This is a genomic window from Bacteroides sp. D2 (genome assembly GCF_025147085.1).
Lineage (GTDB): Bacteria > Bacteroidota > Bacteroidia > Bacteroidales > Bacteroidaceae > Bacteroides.
Genome location: NZ_CP102261.1, coordinates 369840 through 396126 on the forward strand (window position 1 = coordinate 369840; position 26287 = coordinate 396126).

Here is a 26287-nt window from a genome sequence, read left to right on the forward strand (position 1 = left end):
AAATATAGAAATAAACGATAGAAAAAAACAATAAATAAACATTAAATCATATTTCAGAATTAAGAATATTCGAACACTCTACACCGTTTACCTCTTTCAGGATTTTCTGAATTTCTTGAAGAATGCTCTCAACCTTTTCATTTATTTCCGTAGAAAAGTCCTCCCCACGCCTTGCCTCCAACCAACTCAGTAGAATTACAGCATTCCCAGCTCCAATCAATGTAAAAAGAGGAAGAAGTTTGTGAGCTATTGCAGCTATTTCATCCACCTCCTTAGCATTTAATGCCTGCACCATCCGGTCAGCACTCTTTTGTGTTTCCTCTATAAATGTTTGGATAATGGAATGTGTAGCTTCAGGATCATCCTCCGAAAAAGAAGTGAGGGCATTTACATTTAGTTGCATATCTTCTGTTATATGCGCTTCATCGGCCGAAAGTTGACCTTCATTTACTGTTAGCAACAATTCCTTTACTGTAAACGGTTTATGCAAACAACCGGCAAAACCATGTTCATGTAAAGCGGCTTTATCCATTTCACTACGGGCAGTCACAGCAATAACAGGGATTGTTTTTGCTTGTGGTATATTAGAAGCCCGTAATAGTTTTACCAGATCAAACCCGTTAATGGCAGGCATTTGTATATCTGTCAGCAATACATCGAAGACGGAAGAGCGAAGTTGTTCAATCAGCTGTTCCAGCTGTTCACAGCACACTGCATCAATACCATGCTGTTTCAACATGGCGGCAGTCAGATTCAGCTGAATCTTATCGTCATCAATCAAAAGCACACGAATGACTTTCATGGGAGGAATGGCAGCCGACTGTTTGGGAGCGTATGGACTTTCATTCTCCGAAGATTCACTTTCCGGAGATTCGCTCTCTGCAAGGAATTTACCTACCGGATAAAGAGGTAAAGTTACAGTAAAACAGCTCCCTTTTCCTAATGTGCTTTGCACGTCAATGGTTCCTTCAAGCAAAGTTACCAATTTCTTCACAATAGAGAGTCCGAGTCCGAAACCTTCTTCCCCCTGCGCACCGGAAAGACGTGTAAATTCTTGGAAGATACGTTCACGATCTTCTGATGCCATTCCTTTTCCTGTATCGGCAATGGCGATGGTTAACTTAGAAGAATCATAACTGGCTGTCAGGCTAATTTCTCCTTTTTGAGTAAACTTTACGGCATTGGACAAAAGGTTGTTCACAATTTGCCGGAGTCGCAAAGGATCACTGATATATCTTCCATTCAGTTCCGGGACGACGTGACATTGCAAGGCTAAACCTTTGGCAGCGGTCAAAGGTTCGAAACTGACATAAATTTCGTCGAATAGCTGGGAAGGGTTAAAGGTTACGCGATTCACTTCCGCTTTATTGAGATCAAGCCGATGGAAATCAAGCAAGTCACTGACTAACTTCAATAAATGTTCTGAAGAACTTTTCATATTGTCGAGGTAGAATCGTTGCCGTTCATCTTCTGTCAATCGGGACAAGAGTTCGGTATATCCCATAATTGAGCCTAACGGAGCTTTAAAATCATGGGTAATGGCAAGCATTAATTTTTCACGGGCGATCAGCAAATCTTCCGCCCGTTTATTCGCCACCTCCAATTGCTGGCGGTAACGGTTACTACGGGAAATATCCCGCATAATCAATATCAGGAAAAAAGCCGATAATAGTACGGCACCAACCGCGATACCGCCGATGATACGTGCCGACCGCATCCTCACTTCCTGCTGAAGTTCGGCATCCTGACGGGCACGCAAGGTCATTTCTTCCTCATACTGTTTAATCAGGCTATCCATCCGTGCCGTCAACTGCGTATTCATCCGCTGGTACTTTGTACTGGTACGTCGGATTGTTTTCCTCCGTTGCAACCGTTTTTCTTCGGTAGCCATGCGGATTTTCTGCTGAAGAGAATCTTTAGAAGTGGTCGGTTGGAGAATGGTATCAGTGGCTACTTCCAACGATGTATTTACTAATACGGCACTGTCTTGTTTAGAAGGGGAAAACACTTCGGCGAGTCGTTTGAAGAATCCCTTCTTTTTAGGAGTAGTGATTAACGAGTCACGTTTGGTGATGACCCGATGTTGTACCCGTTGCTGGGTAATCACAGAATCCTGTTCGGATATGATTTCTTCGATTTCCGAAGCAGAGAGAAGGCTGTCGTTTGCCTCACTTAGCACCCGCAACATCTGAATCGTGTTTTGATCTTTCTCATGGAGAAGGGTCAATAAACTGTCTGTTCTTAAATTCTGTTGATCGTCGGCGGCCGACAATGCTTCCATCTCACGATGTACAAACACCAGCGAGAAAAGGAGGATCGCCAGCAACAAAGTGTAACCGGCGGTTATTTTCAACTTTGTAAAACGGAAGGAAGCCATTGGGGTTAAGTATTAAGTTTTAAGTATCAAGTATTTAGTATCAGGTTTTGGGATGAGGTTCGGGGAGTTTCGTCATGTGGTGAAAACGCCACCAAAGCATCAATCCTGCGCTTGTCAAACCAAAAGGGAACGCCATCCAGACACCTACTACTCCCCATCCCATCACAAAGCCACAGAAATAACCTACAGGAAGGGAAATAATGAAATAGGCGACAAAGGCAATCACCATCATTAGTTTTACATCTGAAATTCCACGCAAAGCGTTGGCGAAAGTAATCTGCAGTCCGTCGCCAAACTGATAAACGAGGAAAGGGAAGATTAGAGAGGTCACCATAGCAGCCACTTCCTGACTGTCGGTAAACCAGCCTCCCAAGTAATTCCGGCAAAGGAAGACAATCAAAGAAAGCACAACGCCCAATGTCATCATCAGATGAAAACCTGCATAGGCAGAACGACGTACATTGATGATATCATTCTGACCTTTGAAGTTACTGACACGAACAGCCACAGCGGCACCCATACCGTAATACATCATAAATGTAAACTGTGAAATAGCCAGCATAACCTGATGAGAAGCCAGAGCGATAGTACCCAGCCAACCGATCATGATCGCACTTAGACTAAAAGAGGCTGTCTCCATTCCCATTTGAAAAGCAACCGGCCATCCGAGGCCGTTCAAACGCCCAAATATAGCTCGTGACCATCCCAAACGGAAAAAGCCAATCTTATAGCGGACAAAACGCGGACTACGCATAAAGATGATGATAAATATAATCACCATCACGATACGCGAGAACAGCGTGCTGATACCTGCTCCCAACAGACCTAACTCGGGCAATCCGAGCTTTCCATAAATCAAGATATAGTTTCCTATGATATTCAAGACATTTCCACCAAGCAATATCCACATAGCGGTTTTTGTATCCGTAATTCCGTCTGTAAACTGCTTGAATCCATTGAAAAGCATGACAAACACGAGTGAAGCGAGCAAAACAAGGTAATACGGCTTAATCAGGGGAATCAATTCTTCCGGCTGTCCGAGACGTTCTATATTTAGATAAAGAACAGTCATACAGATAGTCAGCAGCAATGCAACCATCAGGTTTGCCAGCAAACTGTTGCGTAAAGCCTGTCCCGCAGGGGCATACTGCCGGGTTCCATACAAACCTCCCACAATGGGAGTCAGCCCATACGAAAAGCCCGTACTGAAAATTATCGCCAGATTGAACACATTATTGACGAAGGAAGCTGCTCCCAGCTCAATCGTACTATGATGTCCGATCATTAACGTATCCGCAAATCCAAGAACGATTACTCCTATTTGACCGATCACAATCGGCAGTCCGAGAAAAATTAGTGCTTTATAATGCTCTTTATATGTACTATAAATATGTCTCATTTACTTTTCCGTTACCTAAACGTATCTCCATTTTCAGGCAAAGGGACTTTTCCCTTTCACTGATAGATTATAAAAAAGGGAGAATTTAATTTTGTTGTTTCTTATAATAAAGTATTACTCCGTTCTCCTTACGGAAAGCAGATTGAGCTACCGCCCGCAATTGTTCGGCTGTAACAGACCGATAACGATCGACCTCTTTTTCCATGTCCTCCGCCCGGCCAAGCAATTCGTACCAAGCCAGGTTAGTTGCCACATTTAAATAATTGATGTTGCCGAATATCTGGGTAGACTCAAATTTATTCTTCACCTTTTCCAGTTCCTGTTCGTCAACCAATTCTTGTTGCAACAAATACAGTTCTTCCCGTACTGCCGCTTCCGCTTGTTCCAGGGTGACACCTGCCGAAGGTTTACCACTAATATGGAATAACCCCGCATCTACACTGCCGGAAATATAGGCATCTATACTTGAGAATAATTGTTTCTGCTGTACCAAACGCTGACTCAAACGGCTGGAACGCCCGTTACTCAACACATCCGACAGAATATCAAATGCATAATAATCCGGATGGCAATGGGCAGGCATGTGGTATGCCATAAATAAAGAATCGAGAGGAACATTTCTCTCTACCGTCAACCGGCGCTCTTCCGTCTGTTCCTGCTCCTGTGGCAGGTTCCGCTGAGGAACTTCCCGACGAGGAATAGAGCCGAACCATTTTTCTGTCAAAGCAACCGCCTCTTCAAAAGAGATATTGCCGGTCACAGCTAATATGGCATTATTAGGAGCATAAAAACGGAAAAAGAATGCCTCCACTTCTTCCAGCGTAGCATTGGCAATATGCGACAACTCTTTTCCAATAGTAGGCCATTGATAAGGATGCGTCTGATAAGCCAGAGGACGCAAAATATGTCCGATATCCCCATAAGGCTGATTCAAACATCGCTGTTTGAATTCTTCCATTACTACTCCCCGCTGTACCTCCAGACTCCGTTCGCTAAAATCAAGACTCAACATCCGGTCGGATTCCAACCAAAAGCCGGTTTCTACATTCTGACGAGGTACAGTGAGGTAGTAATTGGTTATATCATTATTCGTCCAGGCATTATTCTCTCCACCCGCCAGTTGAAGCGGCATATCATAATCGGGAATATTCACCGACCCTCCGAACATCAAATGTTCGAACAAATGGGCAAAACCGGTATGTTCGGGATCTTCGTCGCGAGCTCCCACATTATATAATATATTAAGAGCAACCATCTGCGTACTTTCGTCCTGCGAATGTACCAGACGTAACCCATTATCAAGAATATGCCTGTTGATTTTCATATATTTCAGTCAAGTATTGTCACCTTTGTTATTTTTACATCTTCTTCGGGACGATCGCTACGGTCGGTTTTCACCTGCTGGATTTTATCCACAATATCCAGACCTTTCACTACTTCGCCGAACACAGTATATTCGCCATCCAGATGCGGAGTTCCTCCCACCGTTGTATAGGCTTCAATCTGTTCCGGAGTGAAATGAAATTCCGGTTGTTTGGCTGCCATTTCCTGTGCCTCTGCAAACAACTTTTCCTGCAAATCATAAAGACCGTTTTCGTCATTTGCTTTTCGCATCTTATAAATTTCCTTCATGTGTTTCTGTGCCAGCGTATTGAAAATAACATTAATCTTATTCTCATTCATCTGGCTTTCCATACCCAGCAAGGTAGAGTCATTGAACACCTTACCTGTCACGATATAGAACTGACAACCGGAAGATTCTTTCTTCGGGTTCACATTATCTCCCTGACGGGCAGCGGACAGGGCACCTTTCTTATGGAAATATTTAGGATATACAAATTCAGCGGGAACAGTATAACCTACATCTCCCGTACCCAGCATTTTTCCTTTCGGTGCATTCTTTGAGTCCGGGTCACCAGCCTGAATCATAAAATCTTTGATTACACGATGAAACAATGTGCCTTCATAAACACCATCCTTCACCAGTTTGATAAAATTATCACGATGTTTCGGTGTCTCATTATATAGTTTCACCTCGATATCTCCTACAGTTGTTTCAATCTTTACCAACGTTTCTTTATCCATGTCTCCTCCTTTTTTTGTTCCAGTTTTGCAGGCAGTAAGTCCGCAAAACGATATGGTTAATATTATCAATAGAATCTTTTTCATAACACTTTTATTTAATTTAAGTTTGCAAATATACCACTTTCGCCTAAATCCTCTTACCTTTGTGACTTAAAAGAATCAAAACCTGACATGATGAGCTCCATATTGATCGTTGAAGATGATATCACTTTTGGAATGATGCTAAAAACCTGGCTAGGCAAAAAGGGCTTTGAAGTATCATCAGTGAGTAATATTGCCCGCGCCCGAAAACATATCGAAAGCCAAAACGTCGATCTGATTTTATCAGACCTGCGACTACCCGACCACGAAGGTATCGATCTGCTGAAATGGATGAATGAACAAGGCATGGACATTCCTTTAATCATCATGACTGGCTATGCGGATATACAATCCGCCGTACAGGCAATGAAACTGGGAGCACGTGATTATATAGCCAAACCGGTAAATCCGGAAGAATTACTGAAGAAAATTTCTGAATGTCTGCAGTCTGAAAAGAGTCCTGCTACTCATAACGTTGCTAAATCTTCTTCTAAAAAAGGTGCTTCTACTTCATCTAAAGGTTCAACAGAAAATCATCGTGCTTATCTGGAAGGAGAAAGTGATGCAGCCAAACAGCTCTACAATTATGTAGGTCTGGTAGCTCCGACCAATATGTCCGTACTTATCAACGGTTCCAGTGGAACAGGAAAAGAGTATGTGGCGCACCGTATTCATCAACTTAGCAAACGAAACGATAAACCGTTTATTGCCGTAGATTGTGGATCTATCCCCAAAGAACTGGCTGCTTCCGAATTTTTCGGTCATGTGAAAGGTTCGTTTACAGGTGCTCTGACAGATAAAACGGGGGCTTTCGTTGCAGCCAACGGTGGTACTATCTTTCTGGATGAGATCGGAAACCTTAGTTATGAAGTGCAGATACAACTGCTTCGTGCCTTGCAAGAGAGAAAAATACGTCCGGTAGGTTCTACACAGGAGATATCGGTAGATATTCGTCTGGTATCTGCCACCAATGAGAATCTGGAACAAGCCATTGAAAAAGGTACTTTCCGTGAAGACCTTTATCATCGTATCAATGAATTTACCCTTCGTATGCCCGATCTGAAAGAACGGAAAGAAGATATTCTGCTCTTTGCCAATTTCTTCCTCGATCAGGCAAACAAGGAACTGGATAAACACCTGATTGGTTTCGATGCAAAAGCATCGCAAGCTTTAATGAATTATCATTGGCCGGGAAATTTGCGCCAAATGAAGAACATCGTCAAAAGAGCAACTTTATTGGCACAAGGCAGTTTCATTACTCTATTGGAATTGGGGACCGAGCTTTTAGAAACTCCTGCATCCAGCAATACGAGCATTGCATTACGCAATGAAGAGACTGAAAAAGAGCATATTTTGGAGGCACTACGCCAAACAGGAAACAATAAGAGTAAAGCAGCGCAATTACTGAATATTGATCGGAAGACTTTATATAATAAATTGAAATTATACAATATTGATTTGTAACAAGTTACGTTCTTGCATTTTCTCAAGTGTTCTCATGCCTATGAGAAAATTTTCTCAATGCGATGAGAAAAAGTTCTCATTACTATGAGTATTTATTCTCATCACGGTGAGAAATGATTCCTTTTTGTAGTGCTCGAACTTATCTTTAACCGAATCTATCGCATTACCAGATATTATTAATTTTAATGCATATTCCATAGAATAAAATGACCCCCATGAATAAAAAAACATTATTACCCCTTGTATTTGTGCCACTCGCAGCAACCAATCTGCAAGCACAAAGCAATATGCAAATAGAACGCGCGGACAAACGTCCGAATATCATTCTCTTTATGGTAGACGATATGGGATGGCAGGATACTTCACTCCCATTCTGGACACAGAAAACACACTATAACGAATTGTACGAGACTCCCAATATGGAGCGGTTAGCAAAACAGGGAATGATGTTTACTCAAGCGTATGCCAACAGTATCAGTTCTCCTACCCGGTGCAGCCTCATCACCGGAACAAACGCCGCACGCCATCGAGTCACTAACTGGACGCTGCAAAAGAATACAATGACAGACCGTAAAGATAGCATTCTGGCAGTCCCTGACTGGAATTACAATGGAGTAAGTCAAGTGTCCGGCACTAATCATACTTTCGTAGGAACCTCCTTCGTGCAACTGCTAAAGAATAGTGGTTATCATACTATACATTGTGGAAAAGCCCATTTCGGAGCGATAGATACTCCAGGGGAAGATCCTCATCATTGGGGATTCGAGGTAAATATTGCCGGACATGCGGCTGGTGGACTTGCCAGTTACCTGGGAGAAGAGAATTACGGACATACCAAAGACGGGAAAGCGGTATCACTGATGTCTGTTCCCGGATTAGAGAAATATTGGGGAACGGAAACATTTGTAACTGAAGCATTGACATTGGAAGCCATTAAAGCACTGGATAAAGCGAAAAAGTATAATCAGCCTTTCTATTTGTATATGTCGCAATATGCCATCCACATTCCTTTGAACAAAGATATGCGCTTCTATGAAAAGTACAAGAAAAAAGGAATGACAGATCATGAAGCTGCTTATGCCACACTGATTGAAGGAATGGATAAAAGTTTTATTGCTGTCCGGTAAAACTTATTTCTGATTAAAAATTAGGGCTGATTCCATTTGCAGGAGTCAGCCCTAAATGGTTACTTTAGCTGTTACGACACAAGTTTAAATAACCATGGGTAAAAGTACACATTTTAGCGGACAGCCGCTCTATTGTCAGGTAATAAAATTGCTTGATAAGTCAAAAGTTCTAAATCACAGTCGTTCGAACGGCGGAGAACGGTATGTGAAGCGTTTTGACGGGTGGACGCATCTGGTTGTGATGCTCTATGCTGTAATCATGCGTTTCGACTCCTTGCGTGAGATAACAGCCTCTTTACAGGCAGAGGCACGCAAATTATGTCACCTGGGTATCTCGGTGATGACATCCCGGAGCACTTTGGCGGATGCCAACAAGAGACGTCCGGAATCCGTGTTTGAGTCCATATACCGGGATTTGTACGCCACTTACCGTAATCACCTTTCTTCGGACAGCCGAAGTCACAAAGAGCCCAAATGGATGAAACGGCTGCAGATCATAGATTCCACCACCATCACCTTATTCTCCAACCTGCTTTTCAAAGGCGTAGGGCGGCATCCCAAGACCGGAAAGAAGAAAGGTGGCATAAAAGTTCACACCGTCATTCATGCTAACGAAGGTGTACCTTCCGACATTAGGTTCACCTCTGCGGCTACCAACGACTCATTCATGCTAAAGCCTTCAACCTTGAACAAAGGTGACATAATGGCTATGGACCGTGCCTATATAGACTACCAGAAGTTTGAGCAAATGACCCAAAGAGGAGTTATTTATGTAACCAAGATGAAGAAGGGATTGAAATACAGTGTCTTGAGTGATACTATGTATCAAACTCCTAAGGGGCTTATGGAGGTACGTATACAGCAGGTGACTTTCACCAAACAGCTTAAGAATGGAGAAACTATCAATCACCAGGCATGTGTAATAACGTATGCCGATGAAGAGAAGCACAAGCTCATATCCCTGCTTACCAACGACAGAGAGTCAGACCCTTCTGAAATAATCGCCATTTACCACAAACGATGGGAAATCGAGCTGCTGTTCAAGCAGATGAAGCAAAACTTCCCACTGAAATACTTTTATGGCGAAAGTGCAAATGCCATTAAGATACAAATATGGGTGACCTTGATCGCCAACCTATTACTAATGGTCATGCAGAAAGGGCTGACTCGATCATGGAGCTTCTCGGGACTGGCAACAATGGTCAGGATAACCTTGATGTACTATGTGGACTTTTACAGCCTATTCAATCATCCCGAAAGAGACTGGGAAAGCATCCTGGAAGCCGCATCCGAGTCACCTCATCAGACATCACTTTTCGATTAAGGGCCTTGCGTTAGCCTAAAAAGAAACTCGACCACTGAAAATCAGTAGCCGAGCTATGCATATTATACCTTTGCTAAGTTTTATCGGACAGCAATATAAAAGTTTAGGTGATTTAATGAACTGGCTGGAAAAGAATGGAAAAGCCAACAACACTATTATCATTTTTATGAGTGATAACGGAGGACTTGCATCCGAATCCGGATGGCGTGACGGCAAGCTGCATACACAGAATTATCCGTTGAACAGTGGTAAAGGTTCTACTTACGAAGGTGGCATCCGCGAACCGATGATTGTCAGCTGGCCGGGAGTAGTAGCTCCGGGAAGCAAATGCAACAACTACTTGTTGATAGAAGACTTCTACCCTACTATTCTTGAAATGGCAGGTGTCAAGAACTACCAGACAGTTCAGCCGCTAGACGGTATCAGTTTCATCCCTCTGCTGAAACAGACAGGCAACCCGGCCAAAGGCCGGAGTCTTTTCTGGAATATGCCTAACAACTGGGGAAATGACGGTCCCGGAATCAACTTTAATTGTGCCGTTCGAAACGGCGACTGGAAATCGATTTATTACTATGGAACAGGCAAGAAAGAGTTATTCAACATACCTGATGATATAGGAGAAAGCAACGATCTTAGTGCACAGCATCCGGACATCGTGAAGAAACTTTCTAAAGAGCTGGGCAACTATCTAAGAAAAGTAGATGCACAACGACCGACTTTCAAAGCGACAGGCAAACCTTGTCCCTGGCCGGATGAAATTAAGTAAATAGATTACCTAAATAAAAGAATGGTGGCGGGGAGTGTGGAATAATTCCACACTCCCCGCCACAGTTTCCACACACTCCACACATACTTCCCCACTATCCTAATTGGCATCATCTTCCTCATTCCTTTATTTATCAATCACTTATCATACATTCTCTAATTTTGGCACGCGCTTTGATCTTTAATTAGACGTTAGCGAAAAGCAATAACCGATTCCTTAACACAAAGGTAGAGAATTGAAAACATATGTCTAATAATCATTAAAGCAAACGATTATGAAAAAATTAGTATTAGTAGTAGCAATGTTTATGTTTGTTTGTGGTGGTTCATTCCTTGTAAAGGCTCAGAGTTCTGCAGAAGCTGTGACAGCCCCGACAGAAATCAATGCGACAGTTGTCAACGATACAGTAGTTAAAGATACTGTAACTAAAGAAGACACGCCTGCAAAGGCAGAACTGGTTGCACTAGCCGCCATTGTCAATGATACAGTTGTCACAGACACTACATCAAAAGACAAACCGGCTGAGCCTGTCAAGGAATAACCTTGCCAACAACATGCAGGACATAGTCTGCCGAAGAATAGTAAGCACACTACAAAAAAAAGCCATCCCTACTTTCGTCTATTCCGGGGATGGCTTTTTTATTATCCTATCTTCTTACAATCATTCTGTAGGAGTACTTGTTTCCAATATCGGATCTGTTTTCCAACTTGAAACAATATTTGCCGCCTCTGCTTCGAAGCTCTTTCCTGCCAAGGACACAAATGTCTTGGTATTACCATTTCCATTATTGAATAACCAATTAGCTACCATTCCATCCTTATCCTCACTCAACAACTTGCCGCTCTGCTCGGAGATCTGTTGATCCGACAAGGCTTTTGTCCAAATACGGGCATAACTGATAGCTCCGTTCAACCGGCGTTTACCATCAGACTGGCCGATGTAGAAATCAGAAGTAAGATTGATCTCTTTCAAATCATCCGGCGTACCGTTTGATAATTGAAGCGTTTCTCTGACACCATTTACATACAACGCAATCCGCTCGCTTCCGCTCTTACTATTATCCAATACCACAGCCACATCATACCACTTATTGGTTTCTATCTTAGTAGAGCCCTCATAGCGAATACTACCTTTATCATCTGCAGCAAGCTGAAGGAAACGTTCCTCATCATTGCTTCCTCCCTTATGCACATCGACACGCAGCAAGAATTTCTTCTCTATACCCATCACCGTATTAATCCGGGCATTTCCATTGTCATTGCCATTCAACGACTCAATGTTGAAACGAGCCTCAAATGTGAGCGTACTCAAATTCTTTAGCGATTCATCTGCCGTACCATTATATTCAAACGGTACTTTAAAGTAATTACCGCTACCCAGGTTTGCCACTTTATCTGCCTGTACCACCGTTACGGTCAGACTTAATTCCTGTTCCGCTTCGTCTCTGACAAACACGGTAGTGATACCCGCTTTCTTACCTATTAAATTGAAACGAGTGTCATCCACCTGCTGAATAGCTACAATCTCTTCATTCTCTGCTGTCAGACTATAACCTCCGTTCCCTTTTTCTACCGTAATCATGATCTTATTGTTGACTCCCACTCTCGGTGTCAGATTGGAGACATCGATAGAAATCGGATTTACCGTCACCTGAACCACTGCCTGTTTTCCTTTATGGTCTGTAAAAGTCACTGTTGTATGTCCGTTCTTCAAACCTGTCAAAGTATAGAAAGGACGGAACTGATCTGTATTAACCATGCTGACAACCGTTTCATCCTCCACCTCATAAGACAATTCATCATTGCTGGAAAAGTTTCCCATGCTGACAATCAGTTGCTTTTCATCGGCAACTTCCAAGATCACCTCCGGTTCATTCACTTCCAATTCAAATACACCTACATTCACAGAAATATTGGCAACTACTCCTTCTCCATCCATTACTTCGACGGTAGTGGCCCCATTCTGTGAGCCACTTTTTACAGTTATCAATTCGCCGGAAACGGTAGCCGTTGCAATGGCAGTGTTGAAACTTCTCACGGTATAGTTTCCGTTTCCAACCACTACATTCACTTTGGCTTCCTCATTCTGCCCGATACGTATTACCGGTTTGTTCACAATCAACTCTATCAAGTCTTTAGCCACATCGTCATCGTCATCACAACCTGTAACGGCAAACGATAATACCGACAAAAGCAACAGACACATATATGTATAGATTCGTTTCATCTGATTTTCTTTTTAAAGTTATACATTCCTACCGGTTTACCATCCGGGATTTTGTTCAATGGTCGGTGTCTTCTGCAACTCACTCTGGCGAATCGGGAACAGATAATGCTGAATAGAGAACGTACGTTCTTCCACGCAGAAACGCTCCATTCTATATTTCACACCGTCAACCGTAATGGCCCCATTCTCATCCTGCACCGGACGCATTCCGTTAATCATTCGCTGGCAACGGGGCAATGCACCGTTATTGGCAGCCCAGTATTTCTGTGTACGTTTTGAATTGTCACTCCCGCTCGATTTCCAAAGGCTTTCCTTTGCTAGCTCTTCCTTACTGGTGGGTTCCAGATACAAGCGGCAAGTCCACGGACGTTTTCCTTCATAAAAAAGTTCCACGCGACGTTCGCGCTGAATGTATTCACGCATCAACTGTTGATTAGTCTTTACTTCCGGCGGCATCGGTTTCATAAAAGAACGTTCACGAACCGTATTCACCAATTTATAAGCTTCATCGATATCCTCGCCCAATTCATTACAAGCCTCTGCATAAATATAAATAAACTCCGGAAGACGCCAGATGGCGGGCGCATTGATACTGAAGTTACCGGATTTGTTCCATGACTCCTGTTGGAATTTACGTAAATAATAACCGGTAGTAGTTGCATTGGTAGCACCAATCTTATCGGAACCACTCGCCGTATTGATCGTTTTCGACTCGTTCTTATTATTACGGTAAGGAGCTCCGTGATAAATTACATCGCGATAGAAACGCGGGTCACGAGTACCTTTCACATACGGATTAGTATCATCATAGCCACCTTTGCGGGCTTCTGCCGAATATACCGGATAGCCATAATCACCTACGATATATTCGTATTCATCCACTTGTTCCTGCACCGGTTGCTGGCGCGAACTTCCCTCACGGCTGGGCGGATAAATATCACCCTGCCATGCCTGATCCTTGCTCTTCGTCATAAAGAACACATACTCATTGGCAAAGGCATCCATATCATAAAACATATCCCACAAACGAGCATATACACGGCTGTCATTCAGATTACCGTCAGCCGGATCCTTGAAATCATTTGCATCATGTTTCGTATAGAGAGAATAACGCTTGGTTCCGCCGACTTCGAAATCCAGAACGGCTTTAGCCGCTTCTTTGGCTTTTCTCCAACGAGTAGCATCATAAGCATACTCATTTTCAAACACACGACGCAAGTTGTATCCATATTGAGAAGCACCGTTCCACAACGGAGTAGCCGCTACCCAGCGAACAAAAGAAATCAATCCCAGACAGGCTCCCTTATCCACACGCCCAAAATTCTCGGAAGTTTTCACATATTTATTAGGAACCATGCCATAAGCAGTTTGCGCATCCGTCACAATCTTTTCAACCATCGAATGAACAGATTCTTTCTTGAAGTCCATATTATCTCCGGCATTAATCACACGGTCAATATAAGGAGCTTCGCCATACATACGCAATAACAGCATGTGGAAATAACCACGCATGAAATACATCTCACCGATACGGTTGCGAAGATCACCATCCTGCTGTGGGTTGTCGGGCGTGTTATACTTCTGTACATTTTCTATAATCAGGTTCGCTTTACGGATTCCTTCATAAAGAGCTTCCCAATATTGCCCTACACTACCGGGCAAAGAATTCGGGTTCCAGGCACCGTTATTGAAGTTATTCGTAATGTTTCCCTCTACGTTGGTTCCTTCACATTCGTCCGTAATGGCACTGTTGCTGAAGTGCTCGAAGAACACCAGCGGACGGTCTGCTTTCTTTGCAGCCGCGTATACGTCGGAAACCAGTCCGTTCACTTTTTCGTAACGGGCAAAAACGTCCGCTTCCGTAATATTATCATCATCGTCCCGATCCAGGTAATCGCTACATGAAGTAAAGACCAACGGCAGGACCAATAAAGCAATTGCTGAAAATCTATATAACTTTTTCATATTTCTATCTTATTTAGAATGTTATATCAATACCAAAATTGAATACCTTTTGAATAGGATACCAGGAAGCTCCGTCTCCGGATTTCGTTTCCGGATCTATATCCACATCACCCAGTTTATCAAAAGTCAACAGATTCAGACCTTGCACATAGATACGTGCCTGTTGCACATGGAATTTACGTAATAATTTGGGTGATACATTGTAACCAATTTCCACATTCTTAAGACGCAGGTAGGAAGCATCATACAAAAACAAACTACTGTTTCCATTCTTGTTGTTATCATGTGTTCCATAATGCAATGCCGGATATTTGGCAGTAGCAGCCGTTTCCGGTGTCCAACGGTCCAGATGCATTTTCTTCACACGTCCGATCTTATCTTGTTCAAATTGCGGGAAGTCAAATACAGCAGCCCCATTCAACAGAATAGATGATTTTGTCGCACCTTGCAATAATACACTAAAATCAAAGTTCTTATACTGGAAACCGAAAGGAATACCGAACATCAGTTCCGGACTACGCGGATTTCCCATTGCTGTACGGTCTTCATCATCAATCACTCCGTTACGATCCAAATCCTTATAAACAACATCTCCCGGAATTAATTGTCCCCACGGCTGATAACCGATCTTGTTCAAGCGGTCAGCCTCTTCCTGATCGGCTACAAAATGATCGAACACATAGACGAAGTTTTCGTATAAACGTTTACCGGTTTCTTTACGCCAGGAGTTCTTGCGGGCAACTTCCGCTTTATATTCCAAACGGTTGCGGGAGAAAGTCAGGTTCGGACGAATATAGTAACGGAAATCCTTTCCAATCTTATCATTCCAGCTCAATTCGATATCCACACCGCGGTTGCTTACTTCACCCAGATTCTGTAAAGCTGCATCTTTACCTACAATATCCGGATATCCCATGATACCGTCACTATTCATATCTGTAATAATGTCAAAACGATATTCATAAAATGCATCTATCGTCAATGCCAAACGTTGGTTCAGGGTAGTAAAGTCGATACCGACATTCAGTTTACGGGCTTTCTCCCAAGTCAGATTCGCATTAGCCAGATTACCTTCGGAAGTACCGCCTACATTCGTACCAAAGTTATTACCGAAATCATAACCGCTGCCACCACCGTAGAAAGCCAGATATGGGAAACGGCTGCTGACATTGTCACTACCTACCAAACCATAGGAGGCTCTTACTTTCAGGAAGTCAATCCAGGAAGCCTTTTTCATAAATTCCTCTTCAGAGACTACCCAACCGATTGAACCAGCTGGGAAGAACCCGTAACGTTTGCCCGGAGCGAAGTTTTCGGAACCATTGTAACCGAAGTTAAATTCCATCAGATACTTCTGATTATAATAATAAGCAAAGCGTCCGGTGATACCCTGGCTATGATAAGCCAGTTCATTGTTAACAGTACGGTTACCACGGTTTGCCAATAACATGGCGGTCACTTCGTGGCGGTTGCTAAACAAACGGTTGTAATCCAAACGTGCCTGTATATAAGTACGTCCGTCAGAAGCGTTATGACTGAATCCGTTGCCAATAGTCTGGTCAATATCATATTTGTTACCCGTTTTGTAAGCACCCGTATAGTGTCCGCCTGCCATATAAGCATCCGAACCTTCGATCGGCATAAACGTCGCATATTTCGGATATTCACGATAACCGTCTTTGTAAGTATCCAGTTTACGATTAATCCAGCGTCCTTCAGAAGCATCATAAGAGAACATCACTTCCGCTTTTAATCCTTTCGTCAGAAATTCCATATCCAGATTCATGGCAAAACTACCATTCAGATACGTGTTCTTTTCATTCAGATAACCGGTACGGCTCAATTCACCCAGAAGATTGTAACGGTAGATATTGTCACCATAAAGCATTCCACGAGGATTTTGCTGAATGTATTCCTCATTCTGCGGATGCGCATTTTCTTCCACCAGGATGGGCAGATATGGAGGCTGGGTAGCACAGATGGTCATCAGGCGACCGGCTGTTGTACCCGGTGCATTACGGTCGGTAATACGGGCCCCCAAATCCAAACGGGTACTCAAATAACGATTAATGTTGATATCGATGTTCGAACGGAAGTTGTAACGGGTGAACTTGGTTTGCGAGTCATATTCACCGGCATTCGAATATTTGTAGTTACCGCCTTGTGAAAAGTAATTGGCCAATACATAATAACGTACCTTGTCCGTACCTCCACGAATGGAGAGGCTGACATCTTCCTGCAAACCGGGTTTGAAGGCAAAATCATAATAATCCCAGTCATATCCCAAACCATCGGAGTTGTCTCCTTTCGCACGGCGGAAATTGTCAATCGCCTGTTGAGAGAAAAGGTTCAAACTGCTGATGTCTGCACCCGTCATCTTGGCATCGTTCAATCTGGCTTCATTATATAAAGTTGCATAATCGGCAGAGCCTAAATATTCGGGGAAACCGATCGGCTGGTTAATACCGATAGAGGCTTTCAGGTTCACGGTTGCCTTTTCCGCTGCCTTACCACGTTTGGTAGTAATAACGATTACACCATTTGCACCACGGATACCATAAGCGGCAGTGGCGGAAGCATCTTTCAGGATAGTGAATGTTTCAATTTCATCCGGTGCGAGGTAACTCATGTCACGTTCGATTCCATCGACAATGACAATGGCACTCTGGTTACCGTAAGTTGCCTTACCACGGATAAACAATTCACTTTGATCCACACCCGGTTCACCACCCGCATACTGGTTTACAATCAACCCCGGCAGACGTCCGGCAAGCGCATTGTTGATATTGGCAGTAGGACTTTGCGTCAGATCTTTTGTCGTGATGGTAGCAACAGAACCGATCATCGTTTCTTTACGTTGTTTGGTATAACCTACCACAACCACTTCCTGCAAGGCTTTCGTATCTTCCTGTAGTAAGACAGTCAGTTCCTTCTTTGCACCGGGAACAATTTCCTGTGGCTGGTAACCCAGGTAAGAAAACACCAACGGAGCTTCCGCATAAGGCAGCTTCAATGTAAACTTACCATCCATATCTGTAATCGTACCTGCATTGGCCACCCCTTTCACGACAACAGACACACCGATCAACGGGTCATTTGTCGTCTTGTCCAATACCGTACCCGACACTGTTATTTTATGGTTTTGTGTGGCCTGCACCTTTGCCGTTCTTCCCGTTTGCGCCACACCCTGCAAAGGTATACCTGCAAGAAGAGTGCAAGAAACAGCCACCAGACAAATATTTCTTTTTATATGTATCATCTTTCTTTTCGATTTTCTATGTGTAATAAATCAATCTTATTCCTCTGCTTTCTTACCGAAATCCGGTCCGACCCAGTTGGCCTTTTCCGTTGCTTTACCTTGTACCCAGTCTTCATAACGAGCACGGATTTCAATCATTGTTGCTCCCGGGACTTCCGCATTCAAGGAGATTGTCAGGCGATCTTCCCTGTTGTCACGATTACCGAAGGTCGGTGCTTTTGCCCAGTCGTACTCCCACACATAATAGCCTTCGGGATGAGCCAACGTCCAAAGCACATCAGAACAGCTGCGCAATGCAGCGATAAACTTATTCTTGGTCTTTTCCGGATAAAGGCTGTTAGTCGGCTGTTTCACCATATCCAGGAAGTAACGGACAAATATTCCACGGAATAAAAGATTATCTCCCGAATTTCCTTCACCACTGAATACCGGATAGTTGGAATCCATTTTCTTATTCACCTGGTAAGAGCCGAAAGCAACCGCATTACGAAGATATTCATCCTCACCTGTAGCGTTGTACAGCTCCAGGGCAGCCGCCATAAATGTTCCCTGATTATAAGACAAGGCTACTTTATCAGGATCTCCCGGTGTTCCGTCATCTTTAATACTAAGATTATCATATACCTGTCCGGTGGAAATATCACACAGATAAGCCGTCATCCAGTTGTATACCTCTTTGGCGAAGTTCAGGTAATAAGCAGCCTGCTCTTCCCAGCCGTCTTTAGCCTCCTTAACGGTAAGTTGATACAATTTCATAGCCAGAAGGCAACCGGGACCATTGGAACAAGACATACGTGAAGCCGGCGCATCCGTTTTCCATGCCATTCCTCCTACCCCTTTATAGTCATTCTTCGCTCCCTTGATATGGTTCCACATCTTCATCAACGCACTGTAGTAATCCTGATCGCCAGTCAATTCATAAACCCGCAGACAAGACAGTGCCATCCATTCCATATCATCATAGAAGTTATTCCAGAAGTCTTTGCCACCATAACCGCAATGTTCATTCCAGTCATCAAAAGCCGGCAGGAAAGGTTTCATGATGTTTTCATACAAATGAGCTTGATATTCGGGATTGTTTGCGTGACGGATATAAGCATCGATCACGATGTCCAATGCATGTCCCTGCGACCATCCGCCGCTACCGCCCGTGCTTGCCGGTTCTCCGGTTTCCGGTGTATTCGGTTTTTCCCAGTAAATGCTTCCGCAAAAGGTATCCCGTCCGCTGGCATTCTCATAGAAATATTTGATATAAGTTCCCGTACTTTTGTCGGCTGCATCTGTCCAGTTCACATCCGACACATATTCACCGGATGAATTACCTTTGTAGATGTCTCCCAGATCGCCGTCGTCACAAGCTGTAAATATTGCCAGTGCACCGCTTAACAACAAAGCTCTTTTTGATAATGATACTATATAGTTCTTCATATTATTATTCAGTTTTAATCTTCATTCGTTTCCGAAGCTACCCAACGGTGGGTGTACGTTCCAAACTCTGCATTGAAATAGAGGGTTACATCGGTTTTCACCGTAGCATAATAGACATTTCCCTGCTTTTCGCCCCATTGCAGTAATTCGTCGCAGAAACGGAAACTGTAATCCCATGGATCTGTGCCCAATGCCAGTTGATATAAATTATAATAGCTGTTGTCGGTAGTCAGATTCGGTTGCCCTTTATCTTTCTCCTTATGTCCCCAACGGTAGGTTGTTCCGTTGATTTCCATCTTAAAGCTATGACGGGTTTCACCGCTTCCTGCCCAACTTTCCGTTTGTTTCCGGGCAGTATAATTCTTCACACCCCATTTGCCATATCCCAGATAGTTGAAATCCTGTCTATACCCACCCGAATGGTTATAAAGATATACAGCTCCTATTTCATCGTAACTGATCGTTTGTTCACCCATATTAATGGTAATCCGGTAGATGCCTGATTGAGGAACCGTAACTGTATAGTCTTCACCATCATTACGCTCACGCAACACTCCGTTGTCGTCTACATAATAATAGCATTTGCGACCTTCTACAGTAGACATAAATATAAATGGCTGGTCGGCTTTCAATTGAGTGAAAGTCTGATAGATTCCTTCATTCTGACGGAGCATTTGTTGTGCTTCCGCTTCATCACCATCATCTTCCGTACCCACGCCAGTGATATAAACCGGCTCGTTTTCAGAAGGCATATCATCAATGCCGTCCATCATAAAAATTACGAAATAACCTTCCAGACTACTAAGAGCCTGATCCAATCCGCAATAAGCACGCACCTTCCAACGCAGTGTGCCGTTGGTATTGCAACGGAATTTAGCCAGTTTACCTATTGTGTTTGCCTGATAATGGGTTAAAGTCAACTGTGATTCCAAACCGTTATTGTCAGAAAAGATCGTTTCTACCGGTTTGGTAAAGTCTCCCCCGATCGTATCAATCAATACTTCATAACGATATACTGTATTTCCGTGTTTCTCGGTAGGCGTCCATTTCAGAACAATATCCGTCAACGAAGCACCCGAAAGTACTACTCGCTCGCCACTAGCCATTGCATCCATTGTTCTAACAGGTTCAGGCGGAACAATCGGTTCATAATCATCCGGATCAAATCCCGGATTCAGTTTATTGTCACAAGCCGTCAGTCCGATAAGAAAAAACAGCAGGGCAAATTTGATTAGTTTTTTTGTTATCATATTGTTTCTCATATTATTATATTCCTAGTTTTAGTATGAATGAGGACATTCAATTGGTTCAAAGCGGCTCTTATCTCCATTATAAGTTGCAGGAAGTTCCGCTCCCCAGGCAGGTTTATTTTCGCTTATATTCTGCAAACAAACTTGCGCATCCAATCCGCTGCCGCCATTTCCCCAATTTTCAAAAACTGTAGTACCTCCGACACCTTTCGAGAATACCCAATATCCCATCAAGTCAGAGTGTTCTTCTGCATTAAGGATTTTGCACATATTCGCTTTAATTTCACTTTCGTCCAACGCTCTCTTCCACATCCGTGCCTGATAAACTTTGCAATATCCTACCCGATATGAATCTCCGGAACGTCCAATCAACAGTGCTTTATCATTTCCACCTACATCTGTCAGATTGAGAGATGAATTAGGGGCACAATCCTCATAAGAGTTATCTGCAGGAGTCAACGTTTCTCTCACCCCGTTTATATACATTTTATAAGCCTCTTTAGTACTTGATTTCGTTCCATCATATACAATGGCTATATGATACCATTTACCCGGAGTCTTACGTCCACCTTCCGAATCATCGCAATAAATAGTTTGCTGACTACGGAAACGGGGATCACTCTTACCATTCTTATCTGTTATCGTAATATTTACCGGATCGGCTCCAGTCTCGAACTTGGCAGTCAACGGAATAACTTGTCCGGATAGTTCACCCACTTCCAAAAACTTATCAGCACCTTCCGGTATGGAAATCTGATAATCTCCGTTACCGGTCAAAATCTTCACCAGTCTCTTTTCACCGATAAAAAGGTCAAAACCTTCTTCCGGTGCATCTACCGTCAAATCCCAGAGTTTTGCTACCCGAACCAGCACTCTAGCCACTTTCTTACGTCCATCTACTATTAATATAGTAGTTTCCGTACGGTTATTTTCTTCCAACTGGCTATTTTCGGTAGCTTTAATAGTCACCTTATTACCATTGATTGTAGCCGTCGCCACGTTTTCATCAAATGGCTTCACATAATAATCGCCATTACCGGAGGTGATACTCACCGTAATTTCGTCTCCTTGTAGTAGTGTCACCGAATTATTATCGACAACCAGATCTGTTGCCGGTTTCACTTCCTGTTCTTCTTTATCATCACTGCACGATACCATAAAAAATGGAATGGTCAATGCTGAAAGAAATAAAAAACTAAGTTTCCTTTTCATTAGATTAAAGATTAATAAATTAATACTTTTCAAGTTTATCTACTTAAAAACTTCGATGAGACAAAGATAAAATCACTAAACTCTACCAAAAGAAAATTAACTATCCTTTTTTACCTTTTGGCACGGATATTTACTATATTAACACGGATATTTACTTCTTCTTTTTCTTTAAAAATTCCCGCCACAGACTACTGCTGAACCTCTTCCAAATGTTTCATCCGAAACTCTTTTGGCGTGCACTCATACTTTTCACGGAACACCTTAAAGAAAGTAACTTTGTTCGAGAATCCCGAATCGAATACAATTTCATCAATCGTCTTTTTAGTGGTCAGCAATAAATCTTTCGCTATGTGCAAACGACATTCCTTAATCAGATCGGTCGGGCTATCCTCTCCTATCTCTTCCATCTTCCGATAAAGACTCCGGGGACTGATTGCCAGCCGATCGGCGATATAACGTGGAGTCAAATCTTTGTTCGTTATATTATCATTGATAATCTTCAAAACCGACTGTAGGAACTTCTTCGACTCTTTATGCGTCAACTTCCCGTCCGACTTTTCAAAAGAACTGATCGGCGAACTGAAATAATTTTTCAACACCTCTTTCCGTTCTATCACCTGACAGACAGAGATACGAAGATACTCCGCACTAAACGGTTTTGTGATATACATTTCCGCACCGGCAGAAAGGGCTTCCATCTGTTGTTCCATCTCGTGTCGTCCGGAAACCACAATAATAGGAATATGCGCCGTCTCTTTCACCGATTTAATCCGCCTGGTCAGTTCAATGCCACCCATTCCCGGCATCATGACATCACAGATAATCACATTCGGATAAACCTCATTCATCACCTGATCCAGCCGTTCGGGATCTTGCAAGGTTACCACATTGAAGTCAGCCGAGAAGATTTCTCCAATAAACCATAGCATTTCGATTTCATCATCGACAACCAAAAGCGTAGGACGCATCTTATCAAACTCATACTGGGGAAGTTTCAATATCGGTTGAGTATCTATCTTGGGGATATATTCCGCCATCAGTCGTTTGGTTTCCGACACTCCGGTAGTCAGCTCCATGACCGGCAAGGTTAATGTAAACATCACCCATCCGTCAGAAGTGTTTTCCACTTTCAATGTACCATTCAGCAACTTAGCCATATTATAAGAAATAGCCAGCCCCAGGCCATTCCGTGAAAAGTTCTTTTCATCCTGATTCTCGAAATTATCCAAAATGGCATACCGATTAAAAATATACTGAAAATCCTTTTCCTTGATGGTACTTCCTTCATTCGCTACACGAAGAGTCAGCATGTTTTCCCCGCTCGTATCCACTTCAATCTTGATACTTTGTCCGTCGGGAGTATATTTAAAGGCATTAGAAATCAGATTAATAATAATCGTATTCAGAAACCCTTTGTCCGAGTTCCACATCACCTGCTCGGGTATCTTGCTCAAGAAAGTGATGTTTCTGGATTTAGCCATTTCAACAAACGTTTTGGCTATTCCTTTCACAATGGAAGACACATTCAATGATTCAACCCGCACTTCCCTGTTTCCCGTTTCAATCCGACGAAATTCGATCAACTCATGAATCAGGTTGTTGAGACGCTCCGCATTCGTCTGAATCATCTGTACGTAGTCCACGACAAATTTACTAAGTCCCTTCGATGAAAGGATTCGTCCGCAAGGACCATAAATCAAAGTCAGCGGAGTACAAAATTCATGTGCGATATTAGTAAAGAAACGAAGTTTGGACTCAAAGACATTCTTTTGATGGCGTTTCTCTATCTCGTTCAGCAATTCCTGCTTTTTACGTTTGGAGCGCAGGATAAAGGAACGTATCAGCAAGGCTGCCAGTAAAAGCAGACACAGGGCATAAATCAAATAAGCCCACCAGGAAGCATACCACGGATCACCTATACGAATCACCAGAGAATAGACATCACTCTCTTTATCAAAAACACTATTGTAATATTTCACCAGTAAGGTATATTCGCCGGGAGCCATATTCGTAAAAGAGACTCCGCTTTCCGAACCATTGTTTACCCATTGGTCACTCAATCCTTTTAGTTTATAGAAATAGGTACAGTTATTACCATTCAGATAATCCACAGAGGCAAATGAAACAGAAAAGAAATTCTGGTCATACTGCAAATTCAAGACTTCAGTTTCTTTTTTCCGGGTGAGAAATTCGCCCAGATTGTATTGTTCACCGAAGATAGACAGCTTATCAAAATAAACAGGAGGCATATAAAGCTGCTCCGGACGGCCATCCGCCCGGATAGCTACGACTCCATTGATTCCGCCAAAGAACAGAGTACCAGTCTGGGAATCCCGAAAAGCGGCTCCGTCACTAAACTCTACCACCTTTAAACCATCTCCAAAACCGTATGAACGAAAGACATTCCTTTTCGTATCGAAATTGATTAATCCAAGATTGGTGCTCAACCAGAAGTCGTCGGACGAGTTTCTAAGAATTGCATGAATGGTATTATTCAGGAAACCATTCTTGGCATTGAAGAGCTGATAAGAGGTTTCCGATGTGTACTTTATCAATCCGTAGCTCGTTCCGAAAAGATAGTTATTGCTGCTGTCTTTACTGATAGCGAGAATATTATTCAGGGTCATGTTTTCGTATTTGTGAGTAGACACCGGTTCCAGGCCATTCGTCGTTTCGTTATAGCGGAATACCCCATATCCTTTATTGCCAAACAACAGGTTGGCTTCATTCTCCGCATAAATAGTAAAGAAATAGTTCGATCCCAGTTCGCCGTCATTGATGATGTAACGTTGCGCATCCACAATCACCGGATTGTCCGGTGTTCCGGCAATACGAGCTTTCACCACTCCCATGCCGACACTCGCCAGCCACAGTTCGGAATCTGCTGTTTCGTAAATGTCATGGATGTATTTGAAATCTTCGTTACCGATCCGTATTGGTATACTCTTGATACGTTTTTCCCGATATGAATAATAAGTTAATCCTTCTTCGTCTCCTATCCAAAGCAAATTCCGGTGGCTCTTGGCAAAACAATAAACGGCATTACTACTCAAAGCACTATTAGAGGTAGTCAACACCTCCGCCCGACAGTCGGAGATGTTTTTATCGAATTCGTAATCATAGATTTTAAGAATTCCGTTTCCTTTGGTTCCCACCCAGAAAGTACGTTCATCATCAAGATAGATGGCACGCACGGGGCGTTCTATTTTCTCGGTATAATTGCTAAGCACCATTGATTTGATAGAATAAAGCGGGTTCGAATAAAGATAAACACCCTGCCCGTCGGTACCAATCCAAACAACATCCTGAAAACAGTCTTTCTTGAGACAGAATACACCGCTGTTGATAGGTAACGACTGAATTTGATAATGATTCGTCTCCTTCTGTTTCTCCAACAGCAGAATACCATCCATCAAAAAGCCCACAAAATAGCTGTTATGATAATGAACGATGGAAGAAATTTTACCACGTTCCTGTATTTCTTTACCTAGATTGGCAATAAACTCATTCTTCTGGGTCGGAATATGGAAAGCATAGAAATTAAATTCCTTGTCTATGTAATAAAGAGATTGCTCGTCATTGAAACAATAAATCAAGGAAGTCTGATAAATCAGGTTCGTTTTCTGGGGTAACAGGGTGATATCTCCCGATGCGGCTTCCTGCTGTATATCATAACAGCGGTTATATCCTTTCATGACTACCCACATCCGGTTGTTACCGTCGATAAAGAAGTTTACGATATCGGAAATCGGGATTCCCGTGATATTGATTTTCTTGAAGACTCCTTCTTTTTTATGATAATAATAGATGCAGTTACTATCCTGGATAATGAACAGATTACCATGACTATCCTTATTCATAAAGAAGAGTTTCTGAAATTCATTATAGTGAGTGATTGTATTGGTTTTCCGGTTCAAACGGTTCAACCCATAGTAGGTTTGAATCCAGTAAATATCTTCGCCCGTATACACAATATTGTCAATCAGATTACCAGATAAGTAATCCTCCTTGTCACGAGTCTTAAATTCCTCAATCTCCTGTCCATCATAAATATTCAGTCCGTCGCAGGTCCCGATCCACATCAATCCACGCTCATCCTGGCACAGAGATGTAATCGAACTATTAGACATATACTCTTTATCTGCAACTTGCTTCAAATTATAAGCATAAGCGTTATGTATCAACAGATTAAGAAAAAAGAATAGAATAAAAACCGACTGTTTTCCCATAGTGTATTATTCTTAGATTTGCTATATGACAAAGGTAAACAAAAAAACATTCCGAGCTTTTTTTTGGCCGGAATATAAGTAAAGCTCCGTGCCA

Annotated in this window: 14 protein-coding genes and 2 pseudogenes; 5 read left to right on the top strand and 11 right to left on the bottom strand. The window is 42.7% G+C overall.

The genetic code is table 11. The annotated features are described in order from the left end of the window. Nucleotides 1-46 precede the first annotated feature (46 nt). From NQ505_RS01400 to NQ505_RS01415, 4 genes are all read right to left on the bottom strand, one after another. Nucleotides 47-2377 carry a hybrid sensor histidine kinase/response regulator gene (locus tag NQ505_RS01400; protein WP_008997863.1) on the bottom strand — a complete coding sequence of 777 codons (2331 nt, stop codon included), beginning with the start codon at nucleotides 2375-2377 and terminating at the stop codon, nucleotides 47-49. A gap of 40 nt (nucleotides 2378-2417) precedes the next feature. Then, on the bottom strand, nucleotides 2418-3776 hold the full coding sequence (locus NQ505_RS01405; RefSeq protein WP_008997864.1) for an MATE family efflux transporter: 1359 nt from the start codon (nucleotides 3774-3776) through the stop codon (nucleotides 2418-2420). Between the two features lie 85 nt (nucleotides 3777-3861). After that, nucleotides 3862-5100 (bottom strand): M16 family metallopeptidase, encoded by a 1239-nt coding sequence (locus NQ505_RS01410; protein WP_008997865.1) that lies wholly within the window; start codon nucleotides 5098-5100, stop codon nucleotides 3862-3864. Between the two features lie 5 nt (nucleotides 5101-5105). Further along, on the bottom strand, nucleotides 5106-5945 hold the full coding sequence (locus NQ505_RS01415; RefSeq protein WP_004304934.1) for a peptidylprolyl isomerase: 840 nt from the start codon (nucleotides 5943-5945) through the stop codon (nucleotides 5106-5108). Between the two features lie 87 nt (nucleotides 5946-6032). Between NQ505_RS01415 and NQ505_RS01420 the strand changes: the two genes are divergently transcribed. The 5 genes and pseudogenes from NQ505_RS01420 (at nucleotide 6033) to NQ505_RS01440 (ending at nucleotide 11164) form a co-directional block, all read left to right on the top strand. Further along, entirely contained in the window at nucleotides 6033-7406 is a 1374-nt protein-coding gene (locus tag NQ505_RS01420) for a sigma-54-dependent transcriptional regulator (protein WP_008997866.1), read from the top strand. A 215-nt stretch (nucleotides 7407-7621) separates the two neighbouring features. Continuing rightward, a pseudogene (locus NQ505_RS01425) lies at nucleotides 7622-8515 on the top strand (sulfatase-like hydrolase/transferase); the annotation flags it as partial. Between the two features lie 112 nt (nucleotides 8516-8627). Next, a complete protein-coding gene (locus NQ505_RS01430) occupies nucleotides 8628-9857 on the top strand; it encodes an IS4 family transposase (protein WP_008997892.1) in 1230 nt (409 codons plus the stop codon). Nucleotides 9858-9954: 97 nt separating this feature from the next. Beyond that, nucleotides 9955-10623 (top strand): annotated as a pseudogene (locus NQ505_RS01435) (sulfatase-like hydrolase/transferase); the annotation flags it as partial. Between the two features lie 274 nt (nucleotides 10624-10897). Then, a complete protein-coding gene (locus tag NQ505_RS01440; RefSeq protein WP_008776382.1) occupies nucleotides 10898-11164 on the top strand; it encodes a hypothetical protein in 267 nt (88 codons plus the stop codon). A gap of 120 nt (nucleotides 11165-11284) precedes the next feature. Here NQ505_RS01440 and NQ505_RS01445 read toward each other — a convergent pair whose 3' ends face one another. The 7 genes from NQ505_RS01445 to NQ505_RS01475 form a co-directional block, all read right to left on the bottom strand. Next, on the bottom strand, nucleotides 11285-12850 hold the full coding sequence (locus NQ505_RS01445; RefSeq protein WP_259827020.1) for a LamG domain-containing protein: 1566 nt from the start codon (nucleotides 12848-12850) through the stop codon (nucleotides 11285-11287). A 36-nt stretch (nucleotides 12851-12886) separates the two neighbouring features. Continuing rightward, nucleotides 12887-14815 (bottom strand): RagB/SusD family nutrient uptake outer membrane protein, encoded by a 1929-nt coding sequence (locus tag NQ505_RS01450; protein WP_004299918.1) that lies wholly within the window; start codon nucleotides 14813-14815, stop codon nucleotides 12887-12889. Between the two features lie 13 nt (nucleotides 14816-14828). Then, nucleotides 14829-18074, bottom strand: a complete 3246-nt coding sequence (locus tag NQ505_RS01455) for a SusC/RagA family TonB-linked outer membrane protein (protein WP_008649705.1) — start codon at nucleotides 18072-18074, stop codon at nucleotides 14829-14831. A 36-nt stretch (nucleotides 18075-18110) separates the two neighbouring features. Beyond that, nucleotides 18111-19502, bottom strand: a complete 1392-nt coding sequence (locus NQ505_RS01460) for a glycoside hydrolase family 76 protein (protein ID WP_004299916.1) — start codon at nucleotides 19500-19502, stop codon at nucleotides 18111-18113. Between the two features lie 14 nt (nucleotides 19503-19516). After that, nucleotides 19517-20764 carry a SusE domain-containing protein gene (locus NQ505_RS01465; RefSeq protein WP_004299915.1) on the bottom strand — a complete coding sequence of 416 codons (1248 nt, stop codon included), beginning with the start codon at nucleotides 20762-20764 and terminating at the stop codon, nucleotides 19517-19519. A gap of 18 nt (nucleotides 20765-20782) precedes the next feature. Continuing rightward, nucleotides 20783-21964, bottom strand: a complete 1182-nt coding sequence (locus NQ505_RS01470) for a LamG-like jellyroll fold domain-containing protein (RefSeq protein ID WP_004299914.1) — start codon at nucleotides 21962-21964, stop codon at nucleotides 20783-20785. A gap of 188 nt (nucleotides 21965-22152) precedes the next feature. Beyond that, entirely contained in the window at nucleotides 22153-26193 is a 4041-nt protein-coding gene (locus NQ505_RS01475; RefSeq protein WP_008997872.1) for a response regulator, read from the bottom strand. Nucleotides 26194-26287: the final 94 nt, after the last annotated feature.

Coding starts and splice junctions, on each gene's coding strand:
- NQ505_RS01400 (WP_008997863.1), bottom strand. CDS start 2,377: ATGGCTTCCTTCCGTTTTACAAAGTTGAAAATAACCGCCGGTTACACT.
- NQ505_RS01405 (WP_008997864.1), bottom strand. CDS start 3,776: ATGAGACATATTTATAGTACATATAAAGAGCATTATAAAGCACTAATT.
- NQ505_RS01410 (WP_008997865.1), bottom strand. CDS start 5,100: ATGAAAATCAACAGGCATATTCTTGATAATGGGTTACGTCTGGTACAT.
- NQ505_RS01415 (WP_004304934.1), bottom strand. CDS start 5,945: ATGAAAAAGATTCTATTGATAATATTAACCATATCGTTTTGCGGACTT.
- NQ505_RS01420 (WP_008997866.1), top strand. CDS start 6,033: ATGATGAGCTCCATATTGATCGTTGAAGATGATATCACTTTTGGAATG.
- NQ505_RS01430 (WP_008997892.1), top strand. CDS start 8,628: ATGGGTAAAAGTACACATTTTAGCGGACAGCCGCTCTATTGTCAGGTA.
- NQ505_RS01440 (WP_008776382.1), top strand. CDS start 10,898: ATGAAAAAATTAGTATTAGTAGTAGCAATGTTTATGTTTGTTTGTGGT.
- NQ505_RS01445 (WP_259827020.1), bottom strand. CDS start 12,850: ATGAAACGAATCTATACATATATGTGTCTGTTGCTTTTGTCGGTATTA.
- NQ505_RS01450 (WP_004299918.1), bottom strand. CDS start 14,815: ATGAAAAAGTTATATAGATTTTCAGCAATTGCTTTATTGGTCCTGCCG.
- NQ505_RS01455 (WP_008649705.1), bottom strand. CDS start 18,074: ATGATACATATAAAAAGAAATATTTGTCTGGTGGCTGTTTCTTGCACT.
- NQ505_RS01460 (WP_004299916.1), bottom strand. CDS start 19,502: ATGAAGAACTATATAGTATCATTATCAAAAAGAGCTTTGTTGTTAAGC.
- NQ505_RS01465 (WP_004299915.1), bottom strand. CDS start 20,764: ATGAGAAACAATATGATAACAAAAAAACTAATCAAATTTGCCCTGCTG.
- NQ505_RS01470 (WP_004299914.1), bottom strand. CDS start 21,964: ATGAAAAGGAAACTTAGTTTTTTATTTCTTTCAGCATTGACCATTCCA.
- NQ505_RS01475 (WP_008997872.1), bottom strand. CDS start 26,193: ATGGGAAAACAGTCGGTTTTTATTCTATTCTTTTTTCTTAATCTGTTG.